General features: G+C 44.4%; 14 protein-coding genes and 1 tRNA gene. 11 read left to right on the top strand and 4 right to left on the bottom strand.

The window, feature by feature from the left end:
- The first annotated feature begins 43 nt into the window (after positions 1-43).
- The 9 genes from ACYQ0H_RS07330 to ACYQ0H_RS07290 all read left to right on the top strand — a co-directional run bounded on the left by ACYQ0H_RS07330 (position 44) and on the right by ACYQ0H_RS07290 (position 7,488).
- A complete protein-coding gene (locus ACYQ0H_RS07330) occupies positions 44-1,072 on the top strand; it encodes an FAD:protein FMN transferase (RefSeq protein ID WP_459812189.1) in 1,029 nt (342 codons plus the stop codon).
- A complete protein-coding gene (gene rsxC / locus ACYQ0H_RS07325) occupies positions 1,069-2,373 on the top strand; it encodes an electron transport complex subunit RsxC (protein ID WP_459812188.1) in 1,305 nt (434 codons plus the stop codon). The genes ACYQ0H_RS07330 and rsxC overlap by 4 nt, the downstream gene beginning before the upstream one ends.
- A 15-nt stretch (positions 2,374-2,388) precedes the next feature.
- The gene (locus ACYQ0H_RS07320; RefSeq protein WP_459812187.1) at positions 2,389-3,327 is read left to right on the top strand and encodes an RnfABCDGE type electron transport complex subunit D; all 939 of its coding nucleotides are present in this window, start codon (positions 2,389-2,391) and stop codon (positions 3,325-3,327) included.
- Complete coding sequence (locus ACYQ0H_RS07315) at positions 3,324-3,881, top strand: FMN-binding protein (RefSeq protein ID WP_459812186.1); 558 nt, start codon at positions 3,324-3,326, stop codon at positions 3,879-3,881. Before ACYQ0H_RS07320 ends, ACYQ0H_RS07315 begins: the two co-directional genes overlap by 4 nt.
- Positions 3,874-4,572, top strand: a complete 699-nt coding sequence (gene rsxE / locus ACYQ0H_RS07310; protein WP_459812185.1) for an electron transport complex subunit RsxE — start codon at positions 3,874-3,876, stop codon at positions 4,570-4,572. Before ACYQ0H_RS07315 ends, rsxE begins: the two co-directional genes overlap by 8 nt.
- The gene (locus tag ACYQ0H_RS07305) at positions 4,569-5,144 is read left to right on the top strand and encodes an electron transport complex protein RnfA (RefSeq protein WP_459812184.1); all 576 of its coding nucleotides are present in this window, start codon (positions 4,569-4,571) and stop codon (positions 5,142-5,144) included. The genes rsxE and ACYQ0H_RS07305 overlap by 4 nt, the downstream gene beginning before the upstream one ends.
- Before the next feature lies 1 nt (position 5,145).
- Positions 5,146-6,381 carry a 2-hydroxyglutaryl-CoA dehydratase gene (locus ACYQ0H_RS07300; protein WP_459812183.1) on the top strand — a complete coding sequence of 412 codons (1,236 nt, stop codon included), beginning with the start codon at positions 5,146-5,148 and terminating at the stop codon, positions 6,379-6,381.
- 38 nt (positions 6,382-6,419) lie between these two features.
- The gene (locus ACYQ0H_RS07295; RefSeq protein WP_459812182.1) at positions 6,420-7,205 is read left to right on the top strand and encodes an RnfABCDGE type electron transport complex subunit B; all 786 of its coding nucleotides are present in this window, start codon (positions 6,420-6,422) and stop codon (positions 7,203-7,205) included.
- Between the two features lie 190 nt (positions 7,206-7,395).
- A tRNA-Ser gene (locus tag ACYQ0H_RS07290) sits at positions 7,396-7,488 on the top strand.
- Between the two features lie 496 nt (positions 7,489-7,984).
- Here the strand turns inward: ACYQ0H_RS07290 and ACYQ0H_RS07285 are convergent.
- Entirely contained in the window at positions 7,985-8,905 is a 921-nt protein-coding gene (locus ACYQ0H_RS07285) for a SufB/SufD family protein (RefSeq protein ID WP_459812181.1), read from the bottom strand.
- The gene (locus ACYQ0H_RS07280) at positions 8,906-9,640 is read right to left on the bottom strand and encodes an ABC transporter ATP-binding protein (RefSeq protein WP_459812180.1); all 735 of its coding nucleotides are present in this window, start codon (positions 9,638-9,640) and stop codon (positions 8,906-8,908) included. It lies immediately after the preceding gene.
- 531 nt (positions 9,641-10,171) lie between these two features.
- Between ACYQ0H_RS07280 and ACYQ0H_RS07275 the strand changes: the two genes are divergently transcribed.
- Positions 10,172-11,179, top strand: a complete 1,008-nt coding sequence (locus ACYQ0H_RS07275; RefSeq protein ID WP_459812179.1) for a glycoside hydrolase family 130 protein — start codon at positions 10,172-10,174, stop codon at positions 11,177-11,179.
- A gap of 229 nt (positions 11,180-11,408) precedes the next feature.
- Here the strand turns inward: ACYQ0H_RS07275 and ACYQ0H_RS07270 are convergent, their stop codons facing one another.
- A complete protein-coding gene (locus ACYQ0H_RS07270) occupies positions 11,409-12,905 on the bottom strand; it encodes an O-antigen ligase family protein (RefSeq protein ID WP_459812178.1) in 1,497 nt (498 codons plus the stop codon).
- 91 nt (positions 12,906-12,996) lie between these two features.
- Positions 12,997-14,562 (bottom strand): ribonuclease Y, encoded by a 1,566-nt coding sequence (gene rny, locus ACYQ0H_RS07265; RefSeq protein WP_459812177.1) that lies wholly within the window; start codon positions 14,560-14,562, stop codon positions 12,997-12,999.
- A 680-nt stretch (positions 14,563-15,242) separates the two neighbouring features.
- Here rny and ACYQ0H_RS07260 point away from each other — a divergent pair.
- Positions 15,243-15,563, top strand: a complete 321-nt coding sequence (locus ACYQ0H_RS07260) for a hypothetical protein (protein ID WP_459812176.1) — start codon at positions 15,243-15,245, stop codon at positions 15,561-15,563.
- Positions 15,564-15,565: the final 2 nt, after the last annotated feature.

Below are 15,565 nucleotides of genomic sequence, written 5' to 3'. Positions count from 1 at the left end.
TAGCACAGCTGTTGATTTTTTTCAAGCCTAAGGAGAAAAAGCCATGCATATAACTAAAAGTCACGCGGTATGTGCGGCTGCACTGGCAATGATAGCCGCCGGAGCGGTTTTTTCGGTTTTTGGGGCAGACAAAGCAAAAACGGTTCAGCTTTTTGCAATGGACTGCGTATGTACCGTTTCGGTATCTCCGCAGACTTTGATCTCTGAATGTTCGGAGCAGATAAGGGAGCTTGACGGCTTGCTGTCCGCGTATGATAAAGGCTCGGATATAAGCCGTATCAATAATTCCGATATGCCGGTAAAGGTTTCGGAAAGTACGGAGCGGCTTATAAAACGGGCGGTAAGCCTTAATAAAAGGTATCCTCAGACAGACTGCACTTCAGGCAGGCTTATAGACCTTTGGAACGTTACCGGAGATGATCCGAAAATTCCTGATACAGAGGAAATAGCAGCAGCACTTAAAACAATTGGAAGCGAAAATATGATCATATCGGACGGCGGTATAAAGCTTGAAAACGGTGCAAAGCTTAATTTCGGATCCTGTGCAAAGGGCTTTGCGCTTGATGAGGTAAGAATGCTGCTCGATAATAAAAACGCCGAATATGCTGTCGTTTCCTTCGGATCTTCAAGTCTTTTATACGGAAGAAAGCCGGACGGTACAAATTTCAGCACCGATATAGAAACACCTGACGGTTCAGGAGCAGCGGCGCTTTCGTTTGAAACCGGTCAGTGCTTTATTTCTACCTCGGGGGGCTATGAAAGATTTTTTACCAGGAACGGTAAAAATTATTCTCATATATTCGATCTTAAAACTGGATATCCCGCAGAAAGCGATATAGCGTCGGTTACGGTCATTACCGAAAATGACGGTATGCTTTCGGATTTTTTGTCCACCTGTATTTATATAGAGGGCATCAGCGGACTTGAAAAATATCTTGACAGCGCGGATTTTCAAGTTATAGCTTTAGATAATAAAAACAATATATACTGTTCGGAAGGAATAAGAAACAGTATTGAAATAAAGAATACGGCTTTTCATTTTGCAGATAAACCAGAGGAGGAAAATCAATGAGGTTAAACGGAATAGCTCTTGCCCACAGAAAGGGTACGGAAAACTCCGAAACTATTGCAGTTCCCTGTCCGGAAACCGTCAGGATCGCTATGTCACAGCATATGGGTGCGCCGTGCATGCCCTTAGTCAAGGCGGGCGACGAGGTCAGCGTAGGTCAGAAGATCGGCGACTGTGAGGCTTTTATGACCTGTCCGGTACATTCCAGCGTTTCAGGAAAGGTCACGGCGGTAAGCGATATGATACTTGCCAACGGAAAATCCTGCAAGGTCGTTGAGATCTGCTGTGACGGACTTCAGACCATTTCACAGGAGGTTTCGCCGCCTGAGGTCACCGACAAAAGCAGTCTGGTTCGGGCGGTAAGGGATTCGGGTTGCTGCGGACTTGGAGGAGCAGGCTTTCCTACTCATATTAAGCTGAATTATGACGAAAACAAGACAAGGATAGATTCCCTTGTAATAAACGCGGCGGAATGCGAGCCTTATATAACCAGCGACTACAGGGAGATGATAGAGAACTCCGACGGCGTTATAAGAGGTTTAAAGCGGATAAAGAAGCTGCTGGGGATTGATAACGTATACATAGGTATAGAGGACAACAAGCCTAAAGCCGCCGCACTGTTTGAGGAGAAGCTTGCAGGGGAGGACGGATTTAAGGTGCTCAGGCTCAGAGCCTGCTACCCTCAGGGAGCGGAAAAGGTCATAGCTTTTAATGCGACAGGCAGAATAATAACGGAAGGAACGCTTCCGTCGGATCACGGTATCCTTGTAATGAACGTTTCGACGGTCGGCTTTATAAACAGCTATCTTGAAACGGGAATGCCGCTTGTTGAAAGGCGGATCACCGTAGATGGCGACGCAGTAAAAACTCCATGCAATCTGAAAGCGCCTATAGGCATGAAAATCTCTGATATACTTAAATTTACCGAAACGAATATCGCAGGAATACACAAGCTTATTTCGGGCGGCCCGATGATGGGTATGTGCGTGTACGATCCCGATACTCCGTTGTGTAAGACAAACAATGCTATTCTTGCCTTTAAAAAGCCTACCTCGGTAAAGGGGAGGGAGGCCGATCCTCAGCAGACAAACTGTATACGCTGCGGAAGATGTATAGACGCCTGTCCTTTGGGACTTATGCCTGCGGAGCTTGAAAGGGCTTACGACCGCGGGGACAGGGCGGCGCTTAATAAGCTGAAGATAAATCTTTGCATGAACTGCGGAAGCTGTTCCTACGTCTGCCCCGCCAAAAGAGATCTTGCGGAAAAAAATCAGCTTGCAAAGGGCTTTGCGCTGAGCAAGTAAAGGAGGATATCAATTTTGGAAAAGCTTACAGTCAGTCCGTCACCTCATATACGCAGCTCTATGACTACTTCTAAGGTAATGACTCACGTTATTATCGCTCTTTGTCCCGCACTTATCGCCTCGGCTGTAATATTCGGGGGCAGAGCGCTGACTCTGACGGGATTCTGCATTCTTACCGCTATGGCGTGGGAGCGCCTTTGCAATCTTATAATGAAACGTCCCAACAGTACGGGGGACATTTCGGCTGCCGTTACTGGAATGCTGCTTGCGTTCAATCTGCCGGTCACGCTTCCGTATTGGATGGCGGCAATAGGCACATTTGTTGCTATAGTTATTACAAAGCAGCTTTTCGGAGGACTGGGTCACAATTTTGCAAATCCGGCGATCGTCGGAAGAATAGTGCTTATGCTGTCCTTTCCTGCGGCAATGAGCCAATGGGCGGTTCCGTTTTATAATCCAAGCGACTTGGTTACTCAGCCTACTCCTCTTGTTTCGGGAACTGCGGAATATTCTGATATGTTTCTCGGAACTGTAGGCGGCTGTCTGGGCGAGGTATCGGCATTTGCTCTGCTGCTTGGCGGGTGCTATCTGGCCGCTGTCAAAATAATTACTCCTCATGCGCCTCTTGCATTTATAGGAACGGTTTTCGCTTTTTCTTATCTGACCGGAAGAGACGGAATATATCAGATACTTGCAGGGGGAGTAATGCTGGGAGCGATATTTATGGCTACGGATTATGTTACTACTCCTATAACCGGAAAAGGAAAGATAATTTTCGGGATAGGCTGCGGACTTATTACCTGCGTAATACGCTTCTGGTGCTCCGCTCCCGAGGGAGTTTCCTATTCTATTCTGCTTATGAATATAGTAACTCCGTACATAGATATGTTTACTCGTAAAAAAGCGGTAGGAGGTTTGTACGGAAAGTGCGCAAAGGAGGGCGAGGCTAAATGAAAAACAGCATAATGCCCCCGTTGGTGCTTACGATAATATGCGTTGTGGTTTCGGGTCTGCTGGCGCTTGCTTATAATAAGACCTACGTTGATACGACGGGAGTCATGACCGACGAGCTTCAGGCAGGCTGCGAGGATATTTTCGGAAGCGGCGATTATAAGATAATGCTTGACCCTGACGCTGAGGAGAAAACCCCCGTAACCTTTGATATTGAGGGCGTTGTTTCGGTAATTACCGACAGCAGGGACAAATGTATTGTGGAGATCAAGCAGGACGGCTACTCTAAGGGAGGACTTCATCTTCTCATAGGAATAAATTCCGAGGGTGCAGTAGAGGGGATATACTTTCTTGAAATAGGGGAAACCCCCGGAGTAGGAACTAAGGTCCAGGAAAAGTCATTTCTTGATAAGCTAAAGGGATTCAATACGGATACCGATGAAAATTCAATTGACAACATAACCTCCGCTACATATTCCTCAAAGGGTATGAAGGCGGCGTGCAAAAAAGCTGTTAAGCTTTATTCCGAACATAAGGAGGAGATTTTCGGTGGCTGATAAAAACAGAAGCTCAGGCTGGTACGAGTTTACTAAAGGGCTTATAAAAGAAAATCCTACTCTTGTTACTCTTCTTGGTATGTGCCCTACGCTTGCGGTAACAACTATGGCGGTAAACGGAATAGGAATGGGACTTGCAACGACGTTTGTGCTGGTATGCTCGAATATTGTTATTTCGCTGCTCAAAAACGTAATACCTAAGGCGGTAAGGCTTCCGTCCTTTATAGTAATAATAGCAGGTTTTGTGACCCTAATCAGCTTTATTCTGCAAAGATATGTTCCGTCGCTTTATTCTGCGCTTGGAGTATTTCTGACGCTTATTACCGTAAACTGTATTATTCTCGGAAGAGCCGAGGCGTTTGCTTCAAAGAACAAGGTATTGCCGTCGATACTGGACGGTCTGGGAATGGGACTTGGCTTTACGCTTTCGCTCTTTACAATGGGTTCGATAAGAGAAATACTGGGGGCAGGTTCATGGATGGGCATGAAAATCCCGGTAATAAGCTCCGATCCTATGCTAATATTCATTATGCCGGCGGGAGGCTTTTTCGTATTGGGCTGTATAATCGCACTGGTAAACAAGCTGGCAAACCGCAGACCGCCTAAGGAGATCTCCTGCGAGGGCTGTCCAAGCGCTTCAATATGCGGGGGAAACTGTTCGGAATGCAGTAAGGAGGATGTAAAGGTATGAAGGAACTTATCATAATCGTCCTCAGCGCAGTTTTCGTTAATAACGTCGTACTGTCGCAGTTTATGGGAATATGTCCGTTTCTCGGCGTTTCAAAGCAGCTGAAATCATCTGTGGGAATGGGCGGAGCGGTAATTTTCGTAATGGTCTGTGCAACTGCCTGCACCTATCCTGTATATATGCTGCTTGACAGATTTAAGATAACATATTTAAGAACGGTAGCTTTTATACTTGTTATTGCGCTGTTCGTCCAACTTGTTGAGATCGTACTGAAAAAGGTAATGCCGCCGCTTTACTCGGCTCTGGGAGTATATCTTCCGCTGATAACTACGAACTGCGCAGTTCTGGGAGTTACGGTCGCCAATATCGACAACGGCTACGGCTTTGTTCAGTCTGTATTTAACGCTCTGGGTACGGGAATTGCCTTTTCTCTGGCATTGGTATTGTTTTCGGGTGTAAGAGGAAGGATCGAGCATTCTGATATTCCGGCAACCTTCAAGGGAGTTCCATCGACGCTGATCGCGGCGTCTATAGTATCGCTGAGCTTTATGGGTTTCGGCGGTCTGTTCGGATAATATGAAAACTCAATATGCCGAATTTACGCCGACAATGCGTAAAACTCATACAATTCTTATTCCCTCAATGCTTGATTTTCATTTTCCGCTGATCATAGAAGCGTTTCGTTCAGGCGGATACAAAGCCGAGGCGCTTGAAAGCACTTCTTCACCCCAAATGCTTAACCGCATTATATCGCAAGGACTTGAGTATACAAACAACGATATCTGCTTTCCTGCAAATCTGATCATCGGGCAGTTTATGACCGCCCTGAAAAGCGGCAGATATGATTTGCATAAAACCGCTCTGCTGCTTCCCCAAACGGGAGGAGGCTGCCGAGCATGCAGTTATATTTATCTGCTGAGAAAAGCTTTGAAAAAAGCTGGTTTTGAATGCGTACCGGTAGTTTCGCTGAACGTAAGCGGAGTCGAACATCACAGCGGATTCAGGATTACTCCGATAATGATAATTACCGCCTGTGCGGCTGTTTTCTACGGCGATATGCTTATGCGGCTGTATAATGAGGTTGCTCCTTACGAAGCAAACAAAGGTCAGACGTTTAAGCTTACCGAAAGCTGGAAGAGGAAAATCTCAATACAGCTTTCCGCAAAAAAATGGCTGTCGGTTTCTGATATGAAAATCATTTTTGATAAGATCTGTCTCAGCTTTTCTAAAATTCCCCGCATTCAAAGGAATGTAAAAAAGGTTTGCCTTGCCGGAGAGCTTTATATCAAATACTGTGCGCTTGGCAACGGAGGTCTGGAGGACATTTTAAGACAGCAGAGCTGTGAGCTCCATATGGGCGGTTTTGCACAATATATAATGTATCTTGCAGACTGCAGTACAACAGAAATAAAGCTCTACGGACGGATAACTCCGTCAGGATTATGTGCGCCGCTGCTGATCAAATTCATGGCTTACATACAGAAGCTTATGAACAAAGCTCTGACTGATAACGGCTTTGAACCGATTACGGAATATATAAAGCTTAAAAAGCTCAGCCAATCACGCTGTTACGGAGAAACGATGGGCGACGGATGGCTGATCGAAGCCGAAATTTCCGAGGCTCTCAAAAACGGCTGCACAAGAGCCATAGCGGTAGTGCCTTTCGGCTGCCTTGTAAGCCATTCCTGTGTAAGGGGTAAGATCGGAAAGCTGAGAAAGCAGTATCCGCACGCATTTATTTACACTCTGGATTATGACTCAGGTCTGTCCGAAGTCAACCGAGCAAACCGTATAAAAATGATACTATCCTGAACTTAAAAAATAAAACAGCAACGATAAGGAGGATAAACTTGGAATATATAATACCAATAGCGCTTTTTGCTGTACTGGGCATAATCTCGGGAGTTTTGCTGACCGCCGCTTCAAAGGCCTTTGCAGTTAAAACTGACGAGCGTTTAGAGGCGGCACAGGAGGCTTTGCCTCAGGTAAACTGCGGAGCCTGCGGATTTTCAGGCTGCAACGATTACGCCGACGCAGTAGTAAACAAGGACGCGCCCTGCAATATGTGCAAGCCGGGAGGAGCGGAGTCGGCGGCGAAGCTTGCGGAGATAATGGGAAAATCGGCAGAAGCGGTAGAGCCTGAAACCGCATTTGTCCGCTGCAAGGGTGACTGCAACGCAACTGCTCATAAATACGATTTTGACGGAATCCAGTCCTGCGCCGCCTGCAACAGATTTTACAACGGCTCGAAAACCTGTACAAGCGGCTGTCTTGGCTACGGCGACTGCGTAAGAGTATGCCCTCAGAACGCTATATCTATAGTAAACAGAATAGCTGTTGTTGACTCCTCAAAATGCATTGGCTGCGGTCTGTGCGCAAAGGAATGTCCGAACGATCTAATAGTTGTACGGCCGAGAAAACAGAAGATCGAGGTTGCCTGCTCATCTGCCGATCTGGGAAAGATAACAAGAAAGATATGCAGCGGAGGCTGTATAGGCTGCGGGATATGCGCAAAGAAATGCCCCAAGGGAGCTATTTCAGTGCAGAATAATCATGCGGTAATAGATTATACACTGTGCGTGGGCTGCGGAACCTGCAAGGAAGCCTGCCCTATGAAGGCGATAGTAGAATTGTAAGCAATTTTTGCATTTAAAAATAATATAACGTCTGTTCCTCGTTGTGCTTCGGGGAACAGACAACTTATAGCTTGTTTTTTTGCAAATGGCATCTGAATTGCTTGGCAAAATTGATTTCCTTGTTTTTTTCTTCAAAGGTATTGACAAATTATCTGCGGTATGATATAATCTTAATGTTGTAAAATTATACGGAGAAGTCGCCTAGTCCGGTTTATGGCGCACGACTGGAACTCGTGTAAGGGTTAATAGCTCTTCGAGGGTTCGAATCCCTCCTTCTCCGCCAAATAGTAATAAAACCACGCATTTGCGTGGTTTTATTTTTATATACACGTTTTTTACACGCACTGCTGAAGCAAACAAATTTGTGCAAAATAGGTTGCGGTCAAACAGTTTATTTTGATTGAATGGAGAAAACCGCATGGATTTGCTGACAAATATGAACGCCGTGATCGACTTTGATGTGCTGCACAAAAGGCTTGCTGCTCAAATTTCAATTTTCAGAGAATATCTTCCTAAATTCGGTTAAGAACAGGTCAACGGTCTGGGTCTTGAGGTTTACGGCGGCGAAGATAAAGAGAGATATATAGAATTGTGATATCTTATACGAAAGAAGCAGTAGTCGTATTTCTAATTACTTTAGCAATAAAACACCGCAGCTTTATATCAAAGCTGCGGTGTTTTATCATGTCGGGAATCAAATTTTTATTATAATATATTGTCAAACTGAAATAATATAGCTGTCCATGATTTTGCGGATTATTATCAATTTAAGTCTGCGGCTAGCCTCTTAGGAAGCCCTCGATTATTTTTTCCTCCGCCTGCTGTTCGGTCAGCCCCAGAGTACGCAGCTTTATTATCTGTTCACCGGCGATCTTGCCAATCGCCGCTTCATGAATGAGAGAAGCGTCTATATCTCCAGCAAAAAGTTCGGGAGCGGCGTTTACTCTGCCGTTGTCCGCAAGGATAGCGTCGCATTCGGAGTGTCCTGTACAGCGGCAGTTTCCGCTGATCTTTGAATGGTACTCCTGATATGAATTTCCTCTTGCAACAGAACGGGATACTATATCTACGCCCGAATCATTGCCCTCCAGTTCTACATGAAAATCCGTTTCAGCGGTTTCGTTTCCGTCTGTAAGAATTCTTTCTCTTATTACCAGCTTTGCGCCCTTTTCAAGCTTTGCAGTTGTTTTTCTGACAGTTCTGTCTACTCCGCTCAGCTGAATAGTATCCATTTCAAGATACGAATCCTCACCCTGTATTATGTCAGTGACCGGATCAATTTTCTTGAGTCCTGTGCCGGTTCCTGTTCCGATATGCTTTTCCTTGTAAAGAACTCTGGCGCCTTTTCCCAGGATAAACCTGTGTATTCCGTTGTGACGGGCATCGTGACCGTCGTCGGTATGAACGCCGCAGCCTGCTACAATTATAACGTCCGCTCCCTCGCCTACATAAAAATCATTGTATACAAGGTCGTCTACATCGCCGTGAGTTACACAGGCGGGAATATAAACGGTCTCTCCTTTAGCTTCGGGACTTATATGGATAACAAGTCCCGGACCGTCGGATTTTGAATCTATCTGTATATTTTCAGATGATCGTCTTCCGGCACAGGAGCCGTTTTCCCGTATGTTGTATGCACCGTTGAATTTTCCGCTCCAGTCGGATACTATTCCGAGCAGCTCTTCGGTTGTCTTATCCACTTAAATACCCTCCTCCGTATTTTTTCCCAAGGGACAGCGAACCGCTTTTTCTTCAGAAAACAGCGTGGGAAGTATTTCGCTTTTTTCGCCGACTGTTCTTACATGACCGTCGGCAATTACTGCAATATAGTCAGAAATCTCCAGGATACGTTCCTGGTGTGAAATGATCAACAGCGATTTGTTCTCTGTAAGCTTCAGCTTTTCAAAAGCGTCTATAAGGCTTGAAAAGCTCCATAGGTCTATACCCGCCTCAGGTTCGTCGAATACCAGCACCTTTGCGTCCTTTTTCGCAAGCACAGAGGCGATCTCAATGCGCTTTGCCTCTCCGCCTGAAAGGCTTGCGTCTACTACTCTGTCTATATATTCCCTTGCACATAGCCCTACTTTTCCAAGATAGTCGCAAAGCTCCTTTTCTTCAAGACTGCGCTGAGCGGCAAGCTCCAGCAGATCCCTTACAGTAAGACCCTTAAAGCGTACCGGCTGCTGGAAAGCGAAGCCGATTCCGCTTAGGGAACGTTTTGTCATATCCCAGCTAGTTATATCAATACCGTCTAGAAGGATCTTTCCCGAATCCGGCAGCTCAAGTCCGGCAATAAGCTTTGCAAGAGAAGTTTTTCCTCCTCCGTTTGGTCCGGTAATAACGGTAAGCTTTCCGGACGGTATTACAAGGCTGACGTCTTTAAGGATCTTTTCTCCCCCCGAAAGACTCCAGCTTATATTTTTCAATTCAAGCATCAGCGCTAACCTCCTGCTGACAAATGCCCGCCGACATAAGTCAGATGTTTTATAATTCCTGTTTATTACGCCATAAATTATACTTTACATTCTTTATTATTATACCTCCGAGGTCGCCTTTTGTCAATAGATATAATATACAAAATAAGTAGATTTTTCGATGTAAAAAAATATTAAAGCAATAATGCCCTGCTTAGTATATTATGCTGTACTTAAAGTGTTGGTTAAAATATCATTTGATATAAATATATGAAACTAAATAAATCATATTAAGTTAATATTGCTGTATTGCTTGAAATTGTATTTGTAAAATATATATGAACTTACAGAAGTATACGTTTACATTCACTTTTTAAACGTTTTCACAAAAAATAAAGGCTTGCAAAAAATAAAAAAATATGTTTTAATATATAAGGCGGTCAGAGGAAAGTTTCTGACACCGATAAAAAGATATTTCTTAAAGAAGATATAAAAGTGTTCTTGAGTAATTTCTTGAAAAATGAAAATTTTTATGAAAGGCGGAATTTAATCATGAACGTAAAGATCATTAACGGTCAGTCGATTCCTAATATGCCATGGCAGGACAAGCCGGCAGATTGCAAGGAGGTTATCTGGAGATATTCTGAGAATCCGGTTATTCCAAGAAACCTTATTAAGTGCTCCAACTCTATTTTTAACAGTGCAGTAGTTCCTTTTGAGGGCAAGTTTGCAGGCGTTTTCCGCTGCGACGACAAGGAAAGAAACATGGAGCTTCACGTTGGTTTTTCTGATGACGGTATTAACTGGAAGCTTAACGAGGAAAGGATTCAGTTTGAGCAGGCTGATAAGTCTACTGAAGAGGTAAACCAGTGGGGCTACGGTTACGACCCTAGAGTTTGCTGGATAGAGGACAGATACTGGGTAACCTGGTGCAATGCTTACGGCTGGAAGCCTACTATCGGCGTTGGCTATACGTTTGATTTTAAGACTTTCTATCAGTGCGAGAATGCGTTCCTTCCTTTCAACAGAAACGGCGTTCTTTTCCCGAGAAAGATCAACAATAAATATCTTATGTTCTCAAGACCGTCTGATTCGGGTCATACTCCTTTCGGCGATATGTACATATCGCAGTCGCCTGATATGAAGTACTGGGGCGAGCACAGACACGTTATGGGACCTCTGAGAGGCTGGGAGTCTAAGAAGATAGGCGCAGGCCCTATTCCGATAGAAACCTCCGAGGGTTGGCTCTGCTTCTATCACGGAGTTCTTGAGTCATGCAACGGCTTTGTATACAGCTTCTCCGCTTGTATTCTCGACATTGACGAGCCTTGGAAGGTCAAGTATCGCTGCGCTGAGTATCTTATCAGCCCTCAGGAGCTTTATGAGTGCGTAGGCGACGTACCTAACGTAACCTTCCCGTGTGCTACTCTCTGCGATAAGGATACCGGAAGAATTGCAATTTACTACGGCTGTGCAGATACCGTTGTAGGTCTTGCATTCACAACTGTTGACGATGTAGTTGATTACGTTAAGTCACATTCTTCAATGAGCGATTGCTGAGCTATCAGATAAATAAGTTTATCCCCTGCTGTCAGGTTCGGTACTTTTGCCGCTTGACAGCAGGGGATCTTTTTGTCCGACGAATACGGCATGGCGTTATTTGACCAGCCGTAGACGGAGTATACCTGTAAAGGCTCAGACTATCTCAGTATTCAGCATAAATTATCTGAGCCGGTAAAAATAAAGCAAAAGCCTTGCTGTTTATTTATTCAGCAGGGCTTTTATAATTTTACTTTTGCTTTGTATTTTTCACTTTCCCCTTAGCCGTATAGCTCCAGATAAGTCCGATACACAGCCAAAAGAAAGGAGTGCTTGAAACAGAGCTGATATTGAAGAACGCCTGTATAATATATGCGATAACTGCGCAGGTTACAGCGGCGCTTACCCAGTTGTTTTTCTGCCGTATAAACCCTGTTACTGCTTCAAAGGCTTTTTTCAAGGTTATCAGCAGAATAAAAACATAAATAATAAGACAAAAGATACCGCGCTGAGCCGCAGTGTCAATATATTCGTTATATGAGCGGTCGATAACAGCACCGAGACTGTACATTGTTCCCCAGTTATCAGGTCCTGTTCCGAGAACAGGGTGATTCTGAACAACATACATTCCGTCGTCCCAAAGGTATGAGTAGATCCATGACGAGGTATCCTCCCTTGCTCCTGCTGAGATAGAAAGCCTGTCGTAGCAGTCGGTAAATATTATCTGCTCATCTTTAAAGCTGCTCAGACCCGAGCCGAATATTATCCCCAACGAAAGCGCAGCTATCAGAATACCGCTTAAAGCAGGCAGTGCAGACGGCTTTTCCTCCGCTTTTATTTTTCTTATTATGCCTATCAGGGCTGCGGCAGCCGCTGCGGCACAGATTCCTATAACCGCAGGAAGAACTCTTGTAAATGCGGCGCATACCGACATTACTGCGGCTGATACAAGGTACAGGATACGTCTTGGTACAGATCTGTCAAAAGCGGCTCCCGAAACGGCTGCGGCAAAGGCAACGGTAAGCAGCGCGGCAAGAGCGAAAGGCGTAGCGGCCAGACCTGTTGCGATATATCCTTCCGTATGTATCAAATTATTAATAACTATTTCTCCTTCGCCGACGGCAGTACCGAAGTCCTTGAACAAATATTGAAAATAATTAGGTATTTTGCTTCCGACGGACGGAATGCTCTGCAATATTCCGATCACTCCGTTTACTGCTCCTATACCTACCAGAAGGTCAGATATTCTGAGTCTCCAGTTATCCCCGGTAACTGTCATAGCCATTGAGAAAAATCCCAGATAGCCCAGAATTGAAAGCAGACCCTCCGATCTGTCTAAATATCCGTAAAATGCGTACATTATGCTGTCGGCACAAAGGGTCGAGATCACGCTGACTGTAATAAATCCTGCGAACCAGAGCAGAGCCTTGTTGTTTTTTATTATTACCTCCTGCTTGATATGACCTACAAGAAAAATCAGAAAGCCGATAAGTCCTGCGGCAATAAAAAGAGTCGATACAAGAAAAACAAGCTTCTCACTTAAATAATGAGTTACCTCAAAGCCGGTTTCAGTGCTGACATAATCTACAATATTCTTTGTAAGATAATATGGAATTGCGGCAAGGGCAACGACAAGCATTGCGATCATACAGTAAATACCGCACAGCTTTTTTGTTCCCTGTTCGGTCATATTCAATATAAAATCAGATTTTTCCGTTGATCCGAACAGATGCTTTTTCTCTCCCAAAGTAATACCTCCCTTTTAAACTAAAAATCGGCGGACAACTTTTTTGCCCGCCGAATGAAGGCAGCTGCGTTAAAGCGGCTTTGCCTTAAAATTATTTTGCGTATTCAACCGCTCTGCTTTCACGGATAAGATTAACCTTGATCTGTCCCGGATAATCCATCTCGTCTTCGATTCTCTTTGCGATCTCCCTTGCGACAAGAACCATTTTTTCATCATTGATCTTTTCAGGCTTGATCATTATTCTTACCTCTCGTCCGGCCTGCATAGCATATGATCTTTCAACGCCGTCATAAGAAGTGCATATTTCTTCAAGCTTCTGAAGACGCTTGATATAATTTTCATAATTCTCGCTTCTTGCTCCCGGTCTTGCAGCTGAAATAGCGTCAGCCGCCTGTACAAGAGCCGCTACAACGGTATGAGTTTCAACGTCGCCGTGATGAGCCTCGATAGCGTGGATAACGTCGGCGTTTTCCTTGTACTTCTTGCAGACGTCAACGCCTATCTGAACGTGAGAGCCTTCGATTTCATAGCTGAGAGCCTTGCCTATATCGTGCAGAAGTCCTGCGCGCCTTGCAAGGTTTGCGTCTACTCCAAGCTCCGAAGCCATCATTCCCGCAAGGTGTGAAACCTCAATGGAATGGTCAAGAACGTTTTGTCTGTAGCTTGTCCTGAATCTTAAACGTCCGATAAGCTTAACAAGCTCGTGATTGAGATTATGAACGTTGCATTCGAGAACTGCACGTTCGCCCTCCTGCTTTATCTTGTACTCGACCTCTCGCCTTGCCTTGTCAACCATTTCCTCAATACGCGTCGGATGGATCCTTCCGTCCTGAATAAGCTTTTCAAGAGCGATCCTAGCAACTTCGCGTCTTACCTGATCAAAGCAGGAAAGTGTAATAGCTTCGGGAGTATCGTCGATAATAAGATCTACTCCTGTAAGGGTCTCTATAGTTCTGATATTTCTTCCCTCTCGTCCGATGATCCTGCCCTTCATTTCGTCGTTGGGCAGCGGAACAACTGAAACTGCGGTTTCTGAAACCTGATCAGCCGCACATCTGGCAATAGCAAGAGAAATATACTGCCTTGCCTTTGCGTCGCAGTCGTCTTTGATCTGTGTTTCAAAGTTTGAAACCTTGACCGCCTTTTCATGAACAAGCTCGTTTTCAAGATTGCTGAGCAGGTATTCCTTAGCCTGTTCCTTAGTAAATTCAGAGATCTTTTCAAGCATATCCAGCTGAGAATTTTTTATTCTGTCAGCCTCCGCCATCTTTTCATCGGCGGATTTCAGCTTGTTCTGGAGCGTTTCTTCCTTTTTTTCAAGATTGTCAAGCTTACGGTCGATAGTTTCTTCCTTCTGGTTGATCCTGCGCTCCTGTCTTGAAACCTCGATGCGCCGTTCCTTCAGTTCCTTCTCGGTTTCCTGCCTGGACTTATGTATTTCGTCCTTCGCTTCGACCAGAGCTTCCTTTTTCATAGTTTCCGCTGTTTTCTTAGCGTCCTCAACGATCCTTTCAGCTTCTTTTTCAGCGGAACCCATTGCAGCTTCTGCGGTTTTCTGTCTGTATTTAATGCCCTGTTTAAAGCTTATAAATCCGCTTACAGCCGCACCGGCGACGAGAGCAACCACAATCAGCAAAACTGCGATTTCTATACTCATGTATAGCTTTCCTCCTCCTCGATTATTTTGGCGCTGCATAAAAAGAACATTACAGCAAAACGTTCATCTGTAATGTACCGTTCTTAAAATGCAATGCCAATTCAATATAAAATTGTAAAGTTACAAATCAGCATATTAATTTTATAATAAATGTTGAAAACGATTAAGTCTTTTTGAAGCTTGCCGACGTTTATACGAAGGCAGGCTAAACCTGTCAGAATTCTCACCATATATAAAAACATAATGCATAATATTATTGTATAATAATTTTCCCGGATTGTCAAGGTATTTTTTATACAATTATACAAAAAAGCAGACTGTTTAATAAAAAGTCCTTGACAAAAGGGGAAAACAGTGATAAACTATTACACATGAAATAATACCATTATATTTGAAAGCTGAGATAAGGAAGCTTTAATATCGTATCGGAGCTGTTCAGAGAGCGCTGCCGCCGGCTGAAAGCAGCGTGAGTTCCGTGATTTAAAGATACCGCCTTTGAGCGCGCCTAATAAGCGACGGACAGTTCCCGTTACAGAACTTACGCTTAGCCGATTTCGCTGAGCGGACAGAGGTGCGGAGTTTTTTCGCATGAATCAGGGTGGAACCACGATAAATGTATCGTCCCGTAAAGAGCATTGCTGTGCTTTTTGCGGGATTTTTTATTTAAAAAGGGTGTATATATGAGAAAAGTATTGGGAGCATTTTGCTATCTGGCTGTACTTGCAGCTGACGGAGCTGCGGCGTATTATTCGTATCTTGCATATACTCAGAAAATTTCATATCAGCAGGGCTTTCTGACTTTTATGCCGATTTTTATAGTTACCTACTGGTTCAGCACATTTTTCGGGCAGCTGTCAAGCGGCAGGGATAAAAACGGCAGATCATATATAAATAAAACTCTCAGACGTATCCTGACGGATATTCTGTCGCTGCTGAGCGTTGCGCTGTTATGCTTCTGGGTCTATATTTTTATATCAAGGTCGCTGTATAGATCGTTTTAGTT

The organism is Hominimerdicola intestinalis, assembly GCF_054655215.1.
The sequence above is the reverse complement of the archived record's forward strand: the minus strand, read 5'-3'. Positions and strand labels throughout refer to the sequence as shown.